The sequence below is a fragment of the Microbacterium sp. MAH-37 genome, from assembly GCF_009758255.1.
Taxonomy (GTDB): Bacteria; Actinomycetota; Actinomycetes; order Actinomycetales; family Microbacteriaceae; genus Microbacterium.
This window is the reverse complement of sequence record NZ_WSEN01000002.1, coordinates 355368-372454: the sequence shown is the minus strand read 5'-3', so window position 1 is coordinate 372454 and position 17087 is coordinate 355368. Positions and strand designations below refer to the sequence as shown.

At 69.2% G+C, this 17087-nt stretch carries 18 protein-coding genes and 2 tRNA genes; 8 read left to right on the top strand and 12 right to left on the bottom strand.

The features are described from left to right. Positions 1-268: 268 nt before the first annotated feature. The 5 genes from GON06_RS02360 to galU form a co-directional block, all read right to left on the bottom strand. Positions 269-679 (bottom strand): DUF2510 domain-containing protein, encoded by a 411-nt coding sequence (locus GON06_RS02360; protein ID WP_198346576.1) that lies wholly within the window; start codon positions 677-679, stop codon positions 269-271. Positions 680-778: 99 nt separating this feature from the next. Further along, a tRNA-Ala gene (locus tag GON06_RS02355) sits at positions 779-851 on the bottom strand. A gap of 26 nt (positions 852-877) precedes the next feature. Next, a complete protein-coding gene (locus GON06_RS02350) occupies positions 878-1726 on the bottom strand; it encodes a hypothetical protein (RefSeq protein WP_157310651.1) in 849 nt (282 codons plus the stop codon). A gap of 58 nt (positions 1727-1784) precedes the next feature. Then, a complete protein-coding gene (locus GON06_RS02345) occupies positions 1785-2450 on the bottom strand; it encodes a GNAT family N-acetyltransferase (protein ID WP_198346575.1) in 666 nt (221 codons plus the stop codon). 19 nt (positions 2451-2469) lie between these two features. Then, positions 2470-3357, bottom strand: a complete 888-nt coding sequence (gene galU, locus GON06_RS02340; RefSeq protein WP_157310650.1) for a UTP--glucose-1-phosphate uridylyltransferase GalU — start codon at positions 3355-3357, stop codon at positions 2470-2472. Between the two features lie 51 nt (positions 3358-3408). Between galU and GON06_RS02335 the strand changes: the two genes are divergently transcribed. Genes GON06_RS02335 through mscL form a run of 3 tightly spaced genes read left to right on the top strand, consistent with a single transcriptional unit; the run spans position 3409 to position 4732 of the window. Further along, positions 3409-4005 carry a 5-formyltetrahydrofolate cyclo-ligase gene (locus GON06_RS02335; RefSeq protein WP_157310649.1) on the top strand — a complete coding sequence of 199 codons (597 nt, stop codon included), beginning with the start codon at positions 3409-3411 and terminating at the stop codon, positions 4003-4005. Positions 4006-4020: 15 nt separating this feature from the next. Continuing rightward, the gene (locus GON06_RS02330) at positions 4021-4293 is read left to right on the top strand and encodes an FmdB family zinc ribbon protein (RefSeq protein WP_157310648.1); all 273 of its coding nucleotides are present in this window, start codon (positions 4021-4023) and stop codon (positions 4291-4293) included. 31 nt (positions 4294-4324) lie between these two features. Beyond that, entirely contained in the window at positions 4325-4732 is a 408-nt protein-coding gene (gene mscL, locus GON06_RS02325) for a large conductance mechanosensitive channel protein MscL (RefSeq protein ID WP_157310647.1), read from the top strand. A gap of 57 nt (positions 4733-4789) precedes the next feature. Here the strand turns inward: mscL and GON06_RS02320 are convergent, their stop codons facing one another. Both GON06_RS02320 and GON06_RS02315 read right to left on the bottom strand, forming a co-directional pair. Next, a complete protein-coding gene (locus GON06_RS02320; protein WP_157310646.1) occupies positions 4790-4975 on the bottom strand; it encodes a hypothetical protein in 186 nt (61 codons plus the stop codon). Then, positions 4968-8639, bottom strand: a complete 3672-nt coding sequence (locus GON06_RS02315; RefSeq protein ID WP_332837088.1) for an AAA family ATPase — start codon at positions 8637-8639, stop codon at positions 4968-4970. The genes GON06_RS02320 and GON06_RS02315 overlap by 8 nt, the downstream gene beginning before the upstream one ends. 229 nt (positions 8640-8868) lie before the next feature. On the opposite strand from GON06_RS02315, the gene GON06_RS02310 reads away from it, so the two are divergent. Continuing rightward, complete coding sequence (locus tag GON06_RS02310) at positions 8869-9393, top strand: methylated-DNA--[protein]-cysteine S-methyltransferase (RefSeq protein WP_157310645.1); 525 nt, start codon at positions 8869-8871, stop codon at positions 9391-9393. Positions 9394-9445: 52 nt separating this feature from the next. On the opposite strand, the gene GON06_RS02305 is transcribed toward GON06_RS02310, so the two are convergent. Both GON06_RS02305 and GON06_RS02300 read right to left on the bottom strand, forming a co-directional pair. After that, positions 9446-11062: a solute symporter family protein gene (locus GON06_RS02305; protein WP_157310644.1), complete on the bottom strand. Its 1617-nt coding sequence runs from the start codon at positions 11060-11062 to the stop codon at positions 9446-9448. Next, positions 11059-11406: a DUF485 domain-containing protein gene (locus GON06_RS02300; RefSeq protein WP_157310643.1), complete on the bottom strand. Its 348-nt coding sequence runs from the start codon at positions 11404-11406 to the stop codon at positions 11059-11061. The genes GON06_RS02305 and GON06_RS02300 overlap by 4 nt, the downstream gene beginning before the upstream one ends. A 110-nt stretch (positions 11407-11516) precedes the next feature. Between GON06_RS02300 and GON06_RS02295 the strand changes: the two genes are divergently transcribed. The 3 genes from GON06_RS02295 (at position 11517) to GON06_RS02285 (ending at position 12922) form a co-directional block, all read left to right on the top strand. Next, on the top strand, positions 11517-12371 hold the full coding sequence (locus tag GON06_RS02295) for a LuxR C-terminal-related transcriptional regulator (RefSeq protein WP_332837087.1): 855 nt from the start codon (positions 11517-11519) through the stop codon (positions 12369-12371). Between the two features lie 52 nt (positions 12372-12423). Next, positions 12424-12768 carry a histone-like nucleoid-structuring protein Lsr2 gene (locus GON06_RS02290; RefSeq protein WP_157310642.1) on the top strand — a complete coding sequence of 115 codons (345 nt, stop codon included), beginning with the start codon at positions 12424-12426 and terminating at the stop codon, positions 12766-12768. An 80-nt stretch (positions 12769-12848) separates the two neighbouring features. Then, a tRNA-Arg gene (locus tag GON06_RS02285) sits at positions 12849-12922 on the top strand. Between the two features lie 202 nt (positions 12923-13124). Here the strand turns inward: GON06_RS02285 and GON06_RS02280 are convergent. The 3 genes from GON06_RS02280 to GON06_RS02270 form a co-directional block, all read right to left on the bottom strand. Continuing rightward, positions 13125-13622, bottom strand: a complete 498-nt coding sequence (locus tag GON06_RS02280; protein WP_157310641.1) for an HNH endonuclease — start codon at positions 13620-13622, stop codon at positions 13125-13127. Between the two features lie 307 nt (positions 13623-13929). Continuing rightward, positions 13930-14655: a M23 family metallopeptidase gene (locus GON06_RS02275; RefSeq protein ID WP_198346581.1), complete on the bottom strand. Its 726-nt coding sequence runs from the start codon at positions 14653-14655 to the stop codon at positions 13930-13932. A gap of 383 nt (positions 14656-15038) precedes the next feature. Beyond that, positions 15039-15740: a metal-dependent transcriptional regulator gene (locus GON06_RS02270; protein ID WP_157310639.1), complete on the bottom strand. Its 702-nt coding sequence runs from the start codon at positions 15738-15740 to the stop codon at positions 15039-15041. 100 nt (positions 15741-15840) lie between these two features. Here GON06_RS02270 and serC point away from each other — a divergent pair, with 100 nt between their 5' ends. Further along, positions 15841-16953: a phosphoserine transaminase gene (gene serC, locus GON06_RS02265; RefSeq protein ID WP_157310638.1), complete on the top strand. Its 1113-nt coding sequence runs from the start codon at positions 15841-15843 to the stop codon at positions 16951-16953. The last annotated feature ends 134 nt before the right edge of the window (positions 16954-17087 follow it).

Here is a 17087-nt window from a genome sequence, read left to right as displayed (position 1 = left end):
AAGGATCGGACGCACCCACACACCCACCAGAACCTGATGGAGACGCGCAGGGCAACTTCACTATCTTATCCATCTCGCCCGATCTGTCAACTCGACGGATCGAAGGAGGAGGAAGCATGTCCGCCGCTTGGAGGGGAGCTGGGCCTTCCGGCCTTTCGCTCAACCGCTTGGGGCGAACAGGTAATAACTTACGCGGATCCCGGGCATCCGGCAAATCCTGCCCGACACCCTGGCGTGTCGCGCGTCCGCTCCCCCGGAACCCCGCAGATCAGCCGCCTGTGTAGCCGGCGACGAACCCCTGCGCGAAGAGCAGTCCCGCGGCGAGAGTGCCGAACACGCTGATCACGATCCCCGCGATGCCCGCCCATCTCGGCCGGCGGAGCACCGCGATGATCGATAGGACGAAGCCGACCACGAGCACCAGTCCGCCGAGCAGTTCGGGCAGGATCCACGGGGTGCAGACCCCGACCGTTCCGATCACTGCGAGGGCGATGCCGATGAATCCGATCACGCTGCGCGGCGCAGCATCCGGAGCATCTGAAGCCGGCGCGGCCGCGCCGGCTTCAGCGGCGGCATCGGCGATCGGCGAGACCTGCGCCGTCCAGGCCGAACCGTCCCAGTAGCGAACCTGTCCGGACTGCTCGTCCGTGTACCATCCCGCGGGTGCGTCACTCGACATGCGTCGATCCTCGCAAAGAACGCACCGGATCGCACCGCCTCTCCGCGGCATGCCGGACATGCGAGAAGCCCCGGCGACTGCCGGGGCTTCTCCGTCTTGTGGACCCAGGGGGATTCGAACCCCCGACCTCTTCATTGCGAACGAAGCGCGCTACCAACTGCGCCATGGGCCCTAGGACTCAGCAACACTATCACGTGTTCAGCCGGCCGCACGCCGCGCCAGCATCTGCCGCACGTGGGCCTCGATCTCCGCGTCGTCGACGAAGCCCATCTGAGCGTACGGCGAGGTGCCTTCCGCCGCCGGAAGCCGCACCGGCTCCGGCGGGGCGATCTCCTCCGCGCGCCGGCGGAGTTCTTCGCGCCGCGCGGCGCGGCGCAGCTCCTCCTGTGCCTCGCGCTGCGCCTGTGCGACCTGCGTGCGCGAACCGGCGACCTGGGACAGCGACTGCGGAACCGGACGCGGCGTCCAGGTCGGCGCCCCCTGGTCGTGCAGCGGCGGCGACTCGCGAACGATCTCCACCACCGGCTCAGCGGCCCGGCGGTGCGCACGCGCCGCCACCCGCGCCATCCGCACCAGCACGACGATGCCGGTCAGCATGATCACTCCGCCGGCGATGAGCCAGCCCACGCTCCCGCCCGTCGCCAGCTGCCATCCGCCGACCCCCGCCATCGCCACGCCCGCGAGCAGCACAGTCAGGGCGACCTGACGGGTCCGGCGGCGGGCGCGCGCCTGGCGCAGCACCGGATCGTTCCTGGTGGCGGCGAGTTCTTCCCTCAGCTTCGCCAGCTCGGCGTTCTCACGCTCGTTCTGCACGCGCTTGGCCAGCCGCTGCTGCGCGAGTGCGGTACGGGCGTTCAGCTCGAGACGAACCTCCTGGGGCGTCTCACTGGTCTCGGCGAGCACGCGAAGGGCCTGGTTCAGCCGTACGGCGTTCCGCTCCGCGGCGTTGTACTGGTGACGGCCGCGCCAGCTGGGCAGCAGGTAGAGCATCCACAGCAGCGCGGCTACGAGGACGATCACTCCCCCACTCAGAACCGGCCCGTTCATAGCCTCAACGGTAAGCGACGGGATCGGTCCCCCGTGCGCAGTGCGGTCGCGTGTCGCGTCAGCCGGTCGTCGGACCGGAGGAGGAATCCCGCCCGGGTGCGCTCGTGCTCGGCGGCACCGCGCCGGCATCTTTCGGCACGCCGCCCTGCAGCCACCGCGCCAGCACGCCCTGCGGGACGTCCTCAGCAGTCAGGGCGAACGCGTGGTGGTCGCGCCAGTCGCCGTCGATGTGGATGTAGCGCCGACGCAGCCCCTCATAACGGAATCCGAGCTTCTGCACCACACGCAGGCTGGCCTGGTTCTCCGGGCGGATGCAGATCTCCATGCGATGCAGCCCGAACTGCGTGAAGCAGGCGTCCGTGGCCAGTGCCACCGCCGTCGGCGTGATGCCCTTGCCGGCGAATCGTTCGCTCACCCAGTAACCGATCGTCGCCGAGCACAGCGACCCGCGCGCGACGCCCCACACGTTCAGCTGCCCGGCGACCTCGCCGTCGTACTCCATCACGAACGGGTACCCCGCCCCGTCGCGGTACTGCTGCAGAAGACGACGGATGCCGACGCGCATGTCGAACGTGGGCACGCCGCCGGGAATAGTCGCCTCCCAGGGCTGCAGCCACGAGCGGTTCGCCAGCAGCTCCTGCTGCAGCACGCGTGCGTCGCGCGAGCGCACCAGACGCAGTCCGATCGGACCGTGCTGCAGGGGCGCGGAGGTGTCGAAAGGCATGGTCGTGTCCGCGGATCGCCTAGAGGCGCTCGGCGAAGGCCTTCAACCAGGGACGCAGCTCGGAGCCGAGGTCATCCCGGTCGGCTGCGAGCTGCACGATCGCCTTGATGTAGTCCACTCGGTCTCCGGTGTCGTAGCGACGCCCGTGGAAGACGACACCGACGACCCCAGGGCCGTCCTGTGCAGTCGCAAGCTCCTGCAGGGCGTCGGTGAGCTGGATCTCACCGCCCTTGCCAGGCTGGGTGCGCTCGAGGATGTCGAAGACGGATGCCGGCAGGACGTAGCGTCCGATCACCGCGAGGTTCGACGGCGCGTCCTCCGCAGCGGGCTTCTCCACGAGACCCGTCACCCGCACCACGTCGGCCTCGTCGGTGGGTTCGACGGCCGCGGCTCCGTACAGGTGGATGCTGGCGGGGTCGACCTCCATGAGCGCGATCACAGCGGCACCGGTGCGCTCATGCGCGGCGATCATGTCGACCAGCAGAGGGTCGCGCTCGTCGATCAGGTCGTCGCCGAGCAGCACGGCGAACGAGCTGTCGCCGACGTGGGTCCTGGCACGCAGCACCGCATGCCCGAGCCCCTTCGGCTCGCCCTGACGGACGAAGTGGATGTCGGCGATGTCGCTGGAGGCCATGACGCGCTCGAGTCTGCCGGTGTCGCCCTTCTCCATGAGCTTCACCTCGAGCTCGGGCACCGAGTCGAAGTGGTTCGAGATCGCGTTCTTGTTGCGCCCGATGATGACGAGGACATCGTCGATGCCGGCGTTCGCCGCCTCTTCCACCACGTACTGGATGGCCGGCTTGTCGACGACCGGCAGCATCTCCTTGGGCATCGCCTTGGTGGCGGGCAGGAAACGAGTGCCGAGACCCGCAGCGGGGATGACAGCCTTCATGGGGGACTTCGCCATTCGGCAAGCTTAGCGGGGAGCGCCGCGGACCCCGCCTGTACGATCGGAGGCATGCCGAACGAGGTCGAGCAGGAGAAGCGCGCGCTGCGCGCAGAGCTGCGGGAGCGCAGACAGCTGCTCTCCGACGCGCAGCGCGAGTCGGCCGCCGCCGGCATCACCGAGCAGCTCGACGCACTGGTCGCCGCACACGACGCATCCTCCGTCTCGTGCTTCCTCTCGACCACGACCGAACCGGGCACCTGGGACTTCGTCCGCGGCGCCGTGGCGCGCGGCATCCGGGTGCTCCTGCCCGTCACCCGCGCCGACGGGCTGCTGGACTGGGCCGTCGCGGATGACTCCGACGAGGTGTCCGAGGGGATGTTCGGCCTGCCAGAACCGACCGGCGAGGTGCTCGGGCCCATCGCCGTGAACGACGTCGACCTCATGCTCATCCCCGCCGCGGCGGTCGATCGCACCGGCGTGCGCCTCGGCTGGGGTCGCGGCTACTACGACAAGACCATCGGATCGATGGAGCGCTGCCCGCCCGTCTACGCGGTGATCTATGATTCCGAGGTACTCGATTCGCTGCCGAGCGAGGTGCACGACCAGCCGGTGAACGGCGTCGTCACCCCCACGCAGACCATCACGCTGCCCCTGCCGCAGCACTGAACATCCGGGGGAACGTTGCCCACCTACGCCTACGCCTGCACCTCGTGCGGCCACAGCTTCGACGCCGTCCAGAGCTTCTCCGACGACGCACTCACCGTCTGTCCGGAGTGCGGCGGCGCGCTGCGCAAGCAGTACGGCTCGATCGGAGTGACCTTCAACGGCTCCGGCTTCTACCGCACCGACTCGCGCAAGAGTTCCGGTTCTGGCGCAACGAGCGGCGATTCGGCATCATCGAAGGCAGGTTCTTCGTCCGCCGGATCGGCCGCGAAGGCCCCGGCCTCGAGCTGAGGCCGAAGACCGAGAAACAGGGGGAACATCCATGCTCAAGGGATTCAAGGAATTCATCACCAAGGGGAACGTCATCGACCTGGCCGTCGCCGTGGTCATCGGCGCCGCGTTCACCGCGATCGTGAACGCAGTGGTCTCGAGCATCATCAACCCGCTCGTGTCTCTGTTCTTCGACGCAGACGCGACCGGGAAGGTCGGCTGGACCATCCATGGGATCTACGGCCAGGAGGTCACGTTCCCGATCGGCGACCTGATCAGCGCGATCATCTCGTTCCTCGCCGTCGCTCTCGTGGTGTACTTCGTGTTCGTCGTCCCGATGAACAAGTACAAGGAGCACCAGGCCGCGAAGAACCCGGCCGTCGAGGAGGAGACCCTCCCCACCGAGCAGGAACTGCTCATCGAGATCCGCGACGCGCTGCGCAAGCACGACACGCACTGACATCGGACCAGGAAGAAGGCCGCCCCGCGGGGCGGCCTTCTTCCGTCTGTCTCGATCTCAGTAGTGCGGCGGCACCTCGCGCCGCATCCGCTCGTCGTTGGGTCCGCCGTCGTCGGATGCGCCGGACGCCGTGGCATCACGGTCGCGTTCGTCCGGTTCCGCCCAGGTGTCGGGCGCGGGCGTCAGCTTCGCGCGGCGCGAACCGGGGACCCGCACCACATGCTGACGCTCCTCATCAACCATCCGTGCCGAGATCCATCGGCTCGGTGTCGTGCTCGGCACGCGCGGTCTCGGCCGAGATGCCGAGCACCTCGGCGATGCGAGTCGCGACGGTCGCGGGATCGCTGTACAGGTCGAAGGCGTGCACGCGCACGTAGTGCCAGCCCAGCCGGCGCAGCACGTGCGGCCGCAGCCGAAGACTCTCGCGCAGCGATTCGCCGCGCGACTCGGGGTCCGGTTCGATGACGACAGCCTTGCCCGCGTACTGGGCGACCAGCGGCAGCAGTCCCCGGTAGTCCACGTCGACGGATGCTCCGAGCCGGCGCAGCTCGCGAGCCAGGGCCAGCGTCAGCGGATCGGCGAGATCCTCGAGCCGTGCGTCCCGCCCGCGCACGGCCAGGCCGCCGAGGATCGACATCAGCGTGGCCGCGCCGTACTCGAGCCGTCCCTCATCGAAGGCGGACGGTCGGATCGACGACACGATCACCATCGAGCGGCGAGCCCGGGTCATCCCGACGGTGAGCAGCCGCTCGCCATCCGCGGACGACAGGTCGCCGAAGTCGCTGAGCACGCGGCCGTGCTTGGTGAGGCCGTAGCCCAGCGAGAAGATCACGCGGTCGCGGCTCTCTGCGACAGACTCCTCGAGAGTGAGCACCGCAAACGGCTCCGCGGTGTCTCGGCGGACGAAGTCCGCGACGTCCGATCGGCCGGCGAACGCGTTCGTCACCGCCGCGCGCACGCGCTCGGCGTGACGCGGGCTGGCCGTCACGACCATCAGGGAGTCATCAGGACGATGCACCGCGTGCTCGACCACCAGGGTGACCACGCGGGCGACCTCGGCATCCGGACTCTCGACCGCACCCGTCACGGGGTCGGGGGCTCCGACGCCGCCCTCGACGTAGTCAACCGTCAGACTGCCGCGGCCCAGATACGACCCGGCCCAGGGCAGCGACACGATCTCGCCCCCGTAGAAGGCGTCGTTGATCAGCTCGGCGAGATCCTCGCCGCCGGCGCGGTAGCTGCGGGTCAGGGTCGTCACCGGGAAGAGCTCGGCGAGCCGCTCGAACACCGAGACATCGTCGAAGGCGACCTCCGGCTCCCACGAGTCGTCGCGGTCGGTGGCCACCTCGAACGGCGTCGGACGCTGGGTCACCGGATCGCCGAAGGCCACGATCTGCCGCGCACGACGGATGGCGGGCGCCGCCTCCGCGAGGTTGATCGCCGCGGCATCCACCAGCAGCACGGTGTCGAATCGGATCTGCTCGGGGATGTCCGGCACCTCGTACGGCGACGAGATCCAGACCGGTGCCAGCACCTCGGTCAGACGCGGTGCGGCCGACACGATCTCCGCGGCCGTCGCGTGCCCGTGCTTCAGGGCGCTGCGCAGATGCTGCGCCTCCTGCGGCTCGTCGACGACGGCGATGCGCCACTGGTTCGCGAGGTTCCACGCCAGCAGCGGGCCCGACATCGCGGCGTGCGCCTCGTCGACGAGGCGGAAGTCCTTCTCGAGCCGGTCGACCACCGCGGTGTTCGCGCCGAGCAGTGCGCGGTCGTCCTGCAGCGAGCGCTCCAGCAGCGACTGCCACCAGGCGAACTCGAGTTCGTCGGCGACGCGCTCCTCCGGCACATGCCGCACCGAGAGCTCGGTGAGCAGCGGGTCGAGCCCGAGTGCGGCGAGCTCGTCACGGAGCGTCGCGCGCTCCACGAGGTTGTCGAAGACGTCGGACTTCGCGGCCAGACCCGAGAGGGTGCGGACGAGCCGCGCCACGGGAAGGGACGAGAGCGGCTCACGCCGCCCGATCGCGGCATCCAGCTCGGCGAGCTCCGCGTGCACGCGCTGCCAGGCCACCTGCACGTCGGCGAGCCCGAGCGGCACCTCCGGTGCGACTCCGGCCTCGACGTAGCGCTGCCACTGGGTGCGCTGCTGCTGGATGCGCAGCAGCGCCTCGTGCATCTCGGTGACGTGGGCGCCAGGGCGCACGTACTCGCGGGCGAGTCGCTTGAGCTGCCGCCGCGACGCCGCCGACATGCCCGGCGAATCGCGCCTCGAGCCGTGCGCCTGGATGAGCTCGCCGAGCGGCCGCTCGAACACCGTCGGACTGAACCTGTCCAGGGTGTCCCTGATGCCCTGCAGCAGCCGCAGGTAGTCGCCCATCTCATCGATCGTCGCGAACGGACGCATCCGCGTCTGCGCGATCAGCTCGTACCCGCGCTCCAGCAGTGCCGGAACCGCGGTGCCGTGCAGACGTCCGGCGAGTGCGTGCGCGCCGCGCGCCGCCTCGGTGGTCTCGAAGCTCACGCCGTACCAGGGCGAGTCATCCGGTCCGAACCGGAACTCGCCCAGCCGCGCGGCCTGGGTGAGGCGGTCCGCCGCAGCGCCGCGCTCCCCCGCCAGCCGCTCCAAGGCCGGCAGACCCAGCCGCGCCGTAGTGGACGGCGGCACGTCGAGCGATGCGAGGCGGGTCAGATTGCGTGTGGCATCCAGCACGGACGCGCCGGTGGCGCCGACCGGCGAGACCAGCGCATTCCGGTACGAGCGCAGCACGGTGCGCAGGCGCACGAGGGCGTCGTCGACGTCGGCGACCTTCGGCTGCGCGGACTTCTCGCAGCGCGCGATCGCGCGCACCAGGTCGCGGCGGACGGATGCCGGAGACACGGCGAGCCCGTCCAGGCCGATGCCCCCGAGGCGGTGCCGGACACCGTCCAGCGTCGATCGGCGCGCGGAGACGACGAGCACCCGTTTGCCCGCGCGCACCAGCTCGCCGAGCGCGTTGATCACGGTCTGGGTGCCGCCGGTCCCCGGCAGCGTGGCGACGATGAGCGACTGCCCTGCCGTGATCCGCGCGAGCACCGCCTCCTGCTCGCCGTCCGCGTCGAGCAGCAAGGTGTCGGATGCCGGGGCGCGGTCATCGGGGCTGACCGGCGCTTCGTCGCGCGACTCCCCACGCCGGCTGACCAGGTTCTCGCGGTCGCCGACGTGCCCGGCGAGCGCATTCAGCACAGGGTGATCGAGGTCGACCATGTCACGGACCATGGGACTCGCGACGTCGGCGAAGGTCGAGACGACGAGCCGGGGCTGCACCGAGAACGTGTCGATGTGCCTGGTGAGGGCGCGGAGCTGGTCGATCACCGGCTGGGGCTTGAAGATGCCGCCGTCGTACGCGAGCGCAGCGAGACCGGCGGCGTCCAGCGAGAGTCCGAAGTGCTCGCGGACCACGCGGACGAGCTCCGGGTTCACCTCGAACGCTCCGTGCAGCTTGAGCTCGAAGTCCGAGTGATGCCTGCGGATGGCGAGCGGGCGCAGCAGCACGGGCGCGGCGAAGTCGGTGCCGCCGATGCGCCAGCGCGCGATTCCCACGGCCAGGCGCACCGCGTCGATGCCGCGCACCGTGCGCAGCTCCGTGTTGCGGGCGGTGATGCGCTCGGCGGCCAGGCGTGCCGTGCGCAGCCCCACCTCGTCGCGGAACAGGTTCGAGAGCAGCGTGGCGCGGCCGGTGATGAACTGGGGCAGGCTGCCCGGGTGCGCCTTGGAGATGTCGATGCCGTTGTCGCCGCGATCGCGGAATCCGGTCAGCGACGACTGTCCCCCGAGGTCGGCCGCCTCGGCGCGCAGACGGGTGCGCTCGGCTTCGGCGGCGTGCGCGATGTCCACCCCGGTGCCCGTCTCTCCGAGCTCGCCAAGGGTCACCGCGGCATCCGTCTCTGCGTCTCCCGCCGGTTTCCCTTCACGTCGCCACACACGTCACAGACTAAGCGCGCCGCGCGCCCGCGCTGGTATCCCCGGCCGGTTTCCCGGCATTCGCGGGAAGTCGACCCGCACTGCACAGGCCGGATTCCGCGACGACTGCTCCACAGAGACCGAGGATGCCGCGGGACGGACCCGCGCGCCGTCCGCCGCCCGACGACAGGATGGAGCCATGACGTTCCGCTACGACTTCGCACCGACGCCGTTCGGCGACGCGCTCACCGTCTTCTCCGACGAGGGGCTCATCTCCCTCGATCTCTCCGAGTCCGTCGACCCTCAGGCGCCCTGGCTGCTCGACGACATCTCCCAGCGCCTGCACCAGATGCCGCATCCCGATCCCGGCGCAGCCGACGAGCTCGCCCACCTGCTGGACCGGTACTTCGAAGGAGAGCCGATCCGGTTCGACGAGAGCGTGCGGCTGGACTGGCGGCTGATCGACGGCTTCCCGCGTGCCGCACTGCAGGCGATCTGCACCATCCCGTGGGGCGAGACGCTCAGCTACGGCGAGGTCGCCGTGCTTGCGGGAAGCCCTGGTGCTGCACGTGCGGTCGGCACCGCCTGCCGGAACACGCCGTTCTCGATCGTCGTGCCCGTGCACCGGGTGATCCGCTCCGACGGGACGCCGGGCCACTACGGCGCGCGCCCCGAGCGCAAGCGGTTCCTGCTCGATCTCGAGCGCCAGGCGGCCGCCTCCTGAACGACGCGGACCCCGGCGTGTAGGCCGCCGGGGTCCGCGTGGGCGTGGGGATCTAGTGCTCCACCGCCTTCTCGGCTCCGAAGCCGGTGAGCGAGCGCACCTCCATCTCAGCCGCCAGCGTGCGCGACTCCGCGGCCTTCGACGTGACCGTGCCCAGCCAGCCGAGGAGGAACCCGAGCGGGATCGAGATGATGCCGGGGTTGTTCAGCGGGAAGATCGCGATGTCGATACCGGGGATCATCGACTTCTCGGACCCGGAGAACACCGGCGAGATGACGATCAGTCCGATCGCGGCGATCAGGCCGCCGTACATGCTCCAGACCGCACCACGCGTGTTGAACCTCTTCCAGAACAGCGAGTACAGGATGGTCGGCAGGTTCGCCGACGCGGCGACGGCGAAGGCGAGCGCGACCAGGAACGCGATGTTCTGGCTCTGGGCGCCGATGCCGCCGACGATGGCCACGATGCCGATCACGATCACCGTGCGGCGTGCGACCTTCACCTCGCCGTTCGGGTCGGAGGCGCCGTCGCCGTTCTTGCCGCGCTTGATGACGTTCGCGTAGATGTCGTGCGCGAACGAGGCCGCCGCCGTGATCGTGAGGCCGGCGACGACCGCGAGGATCGTCGCGAAGGCCACCGCGGAGATGAAGCCCATCAGGATCGGCCCGCCGAGCGCCTGGGCCAGCAGCGGCGCCGCCGAGTTCACGCCGCCGGGTGCCGCCAGGATCGTCTCAGGACCGACCAGAGCGCCGGCGCCGTAGCCGAGCACCAGGGTCAGCAGGTAGAAGAGGCCGATCAGCCAGATCGCCCAGACGACCGAGCGACGGGCCTCCTTCGCGGTGGGGACCGTGTAGAAACGCATCAGCACGTGCGGCAGGCCGGCAGTGCCGAGCACGAGAGCCATACCGAGCGACAGGAAGTCGATCGGGTTCGCCCCGTACTGCAGGCCGGGTCCGAGGATCTTGTCGCCCGCCGGAGCCTCGGCGACGGCCGACTCGAGCAGCGTGTTCAGGTTGAAGCCGTTCAGCGCGAGGACCCAGATCGTCATGGCGATCGCGCCGGCGATGAGCAGCACGGCCTTCACGATCTGCACCCACGTGGTGCCCTTCATCCCGCCGATCAGCACGTAGACGATCATCAGCACGCCGACCACGGCGATGACGATCGACTGACCGACCTTGCTGTCGATGCCGAGCAGCAGCGACACGAGGCCGCCCGCGCCGGCCATCTGCGCGAGCAGGTAGAAGAAGCAGACCGCGAGGGTCGTGATCGCCGCGGCCATGCGCACAGGGCGCTGCTTGAGGCGGAACGAGAGCACGTCGGCCATCGTGAACTTGCCGGTGTTGCGCATCATCTCCGCGACCAGGAGCAGGGCGACCAGCCAGGCGACGAGGAATCCGATCGAATACAGGAACCCGTCGTAGCCGTTCACGGCGATGGCGCCGCAGATGCCGAGGAAGGACGCCGCGGACAGATAGTCACCGGCGATCGCGAATCCGTTCTGCGGGCCGCTGAACGAGCGCCCCGCCGCGTAATAGTCCGCGGCGGTCTTGTTGTTGCGGCTCGCCCGGATCACGATGAACAGCGTGACCGCGACGAATGCACCGAAGATCGCGATGTTCAGGACGGGATTGTTCTCGGCCGTGGAGACGGCGGAATGGATGATCATGCCTCTGCCTGCACCTTCTCGAGTTCTTCCCTGATCTCCGACGCCTGCGGATCGAGCCGCTTGTTGGCGAAGGAGACGTACCACATCGTGATCACGAATGTGGTGACGAATTGACCGAGTCCGAACAGCAGGCCGACGGTGATGTCGCCCCAGACGCGCTGACTCATGAAGTCGGTCGCGAAAGCGGCGAGCAGCACATAGGCGAAGTACCAGATGAGGAAGAATGCTGCGAGCGGGAAGATGAACGACCGCTGCGTCTTCTTCAATGTCCGGAACCGCTCCGATTCCTGCACCGCGATGTAGTCGATCCCGTCCGGGGGAACGGGGTCATTCAGATCTGTCATGAGGCCTCCTTGCCGCATGTCACTGGCACGCACGTGCGCGCCGCACGGGTGATAGGGTCGACGCTACGAAAGGGGGCAACGGTGCCGTCACCCCCGAAAGTTGGTACTCGGTGAACACGACTTCCACGTTGGAGTCCGAAGAGCAACTCGTCGCCGGCGCGGTGCGCGAGCTCTCCCGCCGTACCCGCTTCCCTGTCGCGTTCGGAGGCCTCGTCGAGAGCGGCGTCGTCTCGGTCACGACGATCGTGGGCAACCGCACGCGCAGCCTGGACGGCCTCCGCGTACGCCCGGATCGCGGACTCGGCGGCCGCGCGATGACCGAACTGCGCCCGCGGATGACCAACAACTATCGGACGTCGCAGCAGATCACCCATGACTACGACATGTTCGTCCTGGGAGAGGGACTGCGCACTCTGCTGGCGGTGCCGATCGTCGTCGGCGGTCGCCCTCGGGGAGTGCTCTACGCGGGTGCGTGGGACGAGTTCCAGATCGGCGGTATCACGACGGCACCGGCGATGACGGTCGCTCAGTCGCTCTCCAGCGAGCTGCGCATCCGGGATGAGGTGGAGAGGCGTATCGCGTCGCTTTCGGCGCCCGCGGATCTCGCCCCTTCTCAGAAGGAGGAGCTGCGCGAGAGCTTCGCGGAGCTCCGCAGCGTCGCCGCCTCCGTCGAAGACACGCAGCTGCGCGAGCGCATCGCCGGGGTGGAGAGGCGTCTGCTCGCGCTCACCGGTGACACGCTTCCGCCGCTCACCTCCCCCATTCCGACGGTGCATCTGTCACCCCGGGAAATCGATGTGCTCTCGTGTGCCGCACTCGGTTCGACGAATGCGGAGATCGCCGCACAATTGGGACTTCGAGAAGGAACGGTGAAGGCATATCTGGGCACCGCGATGTCGAAACTCGACGCCTCCACGCGTCATTCCGCCGTCGCACGGGCGCGACGCGCGAATCTTCTTCCGTGAAACGCGATGGGAATTCTTGCGGTGATGAATTCCCTCCTTTACGTTTGACGGCATGGCTCGAAGAATTGTGCATCAGTTGGTCGACGATATCGACGGAACCCTGCTCGAGGTCGGCGACGGCGAAACCATCCATTTCTCGGTCGGCGGCATCGCCTACGAGATCGATCTGAACGACGCGCACGCGGAGGAGTTCCACGCCGCTCTCGCGCCGTACATCCAGGCGGGCCGCCGCGCGGGTTCCGCAGGCACCGGCCGCACCGCGACGACGCGCCGGAGCGCGCCCCGCAACTCCGACACCGCGGCGATCCGCGAGTGGGCGGGAGCGAACGGCTACAAGGTGTCCGAGCGCGGGCGCATCTCCGCGGAGGTCGTCGAGGCGTACCGCGCCGCGCACTGAAGCACGGCGAAGGGCCCGGGATCCGCTGCCAGCAGGTGCCGGGCCTTTCTCGTGCCGCGAGCCGTCTAGACTTGTTCCGCGCCTTCGTAGCTCAGCCGGATAGAGCAGCCCTCTCCTAAAGGGCAGGTCGCAGGTTCGAATCCTGTCGAGGGCACGAACGCGCAAATGGGGCCGCCCGGAGGGTGGCCCCATTTGCGCGTTCTACACCGCTCGTCAGCCGGGGCCCCGTCGCGCAGGAGGCTCCGCGCGCCGCCCTTCCGCGCAACGCGACAAGCCCACGACCCCGCGGCGCGTGGAGGGCGCGATGGGGACGCGAGGGCACGCGCCGCCGCAGGCGGCGTCCCCGCACCAGCCTCCTAAGCAGCCAGAGCCAGGTACGGCTCCCAGCACGGGTCGCTGCGTTCGGTGCCTCGCACCGTCCACGCTGTGCCGTGCGGCGGGCGCGGCGTGCTGCGCAGCTCCCAGCCCATCTCCTGCGGGGTGCGGTCGCTCTTGACGTTGTTGCAGCGCAGGCAGCAGGCCACGAGGTTCTCCCACGAATCCATCCCTCCGCGCGAGCGCGGCATGACGTGGTCGATGGTCGAGGCCGCCTTGCCGCAGTACCCGCACCGGTGGCTGTCCCGGCGCAGCACACCGCGTCTGGTGACCGGGACGCGGCGCGAGAGCGGCACGCGCACGTATCTGGAGAGGATGATCACCGCGGGGCGATCGTAGGAGCCGTGAGAGGCCCAGACGGGATCGCCCTCCACACGCTCGATGATCGTGGCCTTGTCGTTCATGACCAGGACAAGGGCTCTCTTGAACGAGACCACCGCGAGCGGCTCGTATCCGGCGTTCAGTACCAGTGTGCGCATCGTCATCCTCTCGATCCGCCGGGATGGCTTCCCGGCACTCTCGACTCACACGACGCCGTGCGGACAGCAGTCGACCGGAGGATGCGAAAAAGGCGCCGTCTCAGCAGAGACAGCGCCTTTCAGGCTCGGCAGCACCGAGGCATCCATCCGGCAGATGGCGAAGGACCAGACGACCGAGAGCATCCATGGTGCGGATGCGCGGTTGCAGCTCCATCGGCTTCTCCTGCCTGAACGACGACGGGTTCAGGCTAACGCATGCGCGACACGCCCGGGCGAAATCGCGGTGAACGCCCGGTGGCGTGTCGGCTCAGCCCGCGTTGGCGCGCAGCCAGGCGATCGGCTCGACGAGCGAGCCGTTGATCTCGACCTCGAAGTGCAGGTGCGAACCGTACGAGCGGCCGGTGTTGCCGCGCTTGCCGATGAACTGGCCGGCGCTGACGGTCTGGCCGGCGGAGACGCCGCGCGAACCGTTGATCATGTGCGCGTACAGGGTCGAGACGCGCTTGCCGCCCACGACGCCGTCGATGACGACGGCGACGCCGTAGCCGTAGTAGCTCTCGCTCGAGACACGCACGCGTCCGCTGGTGGCCGCAAAGATCGGGGTGCCGGAAGGGCCGGCCATGTCGGCACCGTTGTGCCCGCTGCTGAGCGTGCGGCTGACGGTGTACGAGCCGGCGGGAAGCGGATAGCGCACCTCACCGGAGCCCGCGGCCACGAGCTGCAGGTCGGCATCGCTCACGCTGCCGCCGGAAGAGGAGACGCGCGCCGCAGCGGCAGCAGCGGCGCGCTTCTTCGCCGCCTCCTCGGCCTTCGCCTTGGCGATCTCCTCGGGGGTGGTCGCCGAGTAGTCGCCGCGCGCGATCGGGGCGGCGGTCGCCTCGGATGCCACGACGAGCGACTGCGCGTCGTCGACTGCGGCCTGACGCAGCGACGTCGCCGCCGCTGTGGCGGGCGTCGAAGTCGCCGCGTACGCCGGGAGGGCGACTGCTGCGACGAGCGCGCCGACGGCGGCGAAGATCGCCACTGTCCGCATCGGCTTCACGTTCCGAGTCCTGGGCTTCGCCCCGCGCTTGGCGGGGGTGCGCTGTTCAGATGTCGTGTCGGGCTTAGCGATGTCTGCGGCCAAAAGGTGGTCCTCCTGCGCCTCCGCGCTTCGGGTGAGCGCAGGCTCGTCAGCAAGTCGTCAGTCGTGCACGCAAACATTGCGGCACGTTGTGCGTTCTCCGCGAAGACGACGAGCCCGGGAGGCGATCTTCACGTCAGTCATCGGCGGGCTTCTTCGCCGACGACCCGAACGACGTTACCGGAAGATAACGATTCTGTCACCCTGCGAACCTGGCAATCCTCGGGATGAAGGTTGAAGGTAGCTCTGATCAGGCACGATGCCGACCGGCAGCCCGGTCGCGGCGACCTCGATCAGGCGGGATCCCCCACAAGGAAGATGTGCGAGGCCAGCTCGACCGGAAGCTCGAGCCCCTCGTCCTGCCCCTCCATCTGGATCAGGACGTAGCCCTCGTTGTAGCGGTAGTCACCGCGCGCGCCGGGCACGACGCCGGCGTCGCGCAACTGCTCGAGCAGCTCGGGGTCGACCTGCGCCGGCTCGGCCAGGCGTCGCACCGTGCCGTCGATCGGGGCGCCCGCGGCATCCAGCTTCTTGACCAGCCCGATCACTCCTTCGTCGAAGGTGCGCGCCGGGAGGTCGCCCAGCTGATCGAGACCGGGGATCGGGTTGCCGTAGGGAGACTCGGTGGGGTGGCCCAGCAGCTCGACGAGACGGCGCTCGACCTGCTCGCTCATCACGTGCTCCCAACGGCAGGCTTCCTCGTGTACGAACGCCCAGTCCAGACCGATCACGTCGGAGAGCAGACGCTCGGCGAGACGGTGCTTGCGCATCACGTCGACGGCCTTGCGGCGCCCGGAGTCCGTCAGCTCGAGCGTACGGTCCTCGGACACGACGACCAGGCCGTCGCGCTCCATGCGGCCGACGGTCTGGGACACCGTGGGGCCGGAGTGGCCGAGGCGCTCGGAGATGCGCGCGCGCAGCGGAACGATGTTCTCCTCCTCGAGCTCGAGGATGGTGCGCAGATACATCTCCGTGGTGTCGATCAGGTCGGCCATGGATTCCCTCCGAAGTCTTCTTAGGCAAGCCTACATTCCCCCTCCGACACCGGGCGTCACAGGGTCGGGAGGCACACGCCGCCGCCTCTACAATCGATCCATGGCGATCGAGATCCCCCGAGAACTCCTGCCCGTCGACGGCCGCTTCGGCTGCGGTCCGTCCAAGGTGCGACCGGAGCATGTCACGGCGCTCGCGGAGGTCGGCAGCTCGCTGCTGGGCACGTCGCACCGTCAGGCGCCGGTGAAGAACCTCGTCGGCAGCGTGCGCGAGCAGCTCGCGTCGCTGTTCCGGCTGCCGGACGGGTACGAGATCCTGCTCGGCAACGGCGGATCGACCGCGTTCTGGGATGCCGCGGCGTTCGGCCTGATCGAGAACCGCGCGCAGAACCTCGTGTTCGGCGAGTTCGGCGGCAAGTTCGCGAAGGCCGCGGCCGCCCCCTGGCTGCAGACGCCGGACGTGCGCAAGGCCGAGCCCGGCTCACGGGTCGACGCCGAGATCGTCGACGGTGTCGACGTCTACGCCTGGCCGCACAACGAGACCTCGACCGGCGTCGCAGCGCCGGTGCGCCGCGTCGCCGCCGAGGGCGCGCTGACCGTGATCGACGCGACCAGCGCCGCCGGCGGCATCGACGTCGACATCGCCGAGACGGACATCTATTACTTCGCTCCGCAGAAGAACTTCGCCTCCGACGGCGGACTCTGGCTGGCCGCGGTGTCGCCCGCCGCGATCGAGCGCATCGAGCGCATCGCCGCCTCCGACCGCTACATCCCCGAGTTCCTCAGCCTGAAGAACGCCGTCGACAACTCGCGCCTGAACCAGACCCTGAACACCCCCGCACTCGCGACCCTGCACCTTCTGGACAGCCAGCTGCGGTGGATGCTCGGGAACGGCGGGCTGACCTGGGCGGCGTCCCGCACCGCCGAGTCCTCCGGCATCCTCTACGACTGGGCGGCGGCGTCGCCCGTGGCGACCCCGTTCGTCGCGGATCCGGCCGACCGCTCGCCGGTCGTCGTCACCATCGACTTCGACGACAGCGTCGACGCGGCGGCCGTGGCGAAGGAGCTGCGCGCGAACGGCATCGTCGACACCGAGCCGTACCGCAAGCTCGGCCGCAACCAGCTGCGCATCGCGACATTCGTGTCGATCGAACCCGACGACGTCCGGCAGCTGACGCGTTCGATCGACTACGTGCTCGAGAACACCGCCGGCTGAGCTCCGGCCGGTTCTCCGGCGCCTCGCGCTGCGCCCTTCTGCTCACGCGCCGCGTATCTGCGCCGCGCGAGCAGGGAGATGCAGCGCGAGGAGCAGCGCGGACCGTGATGGCCGCGCGTGGTGCAACCGCTGGC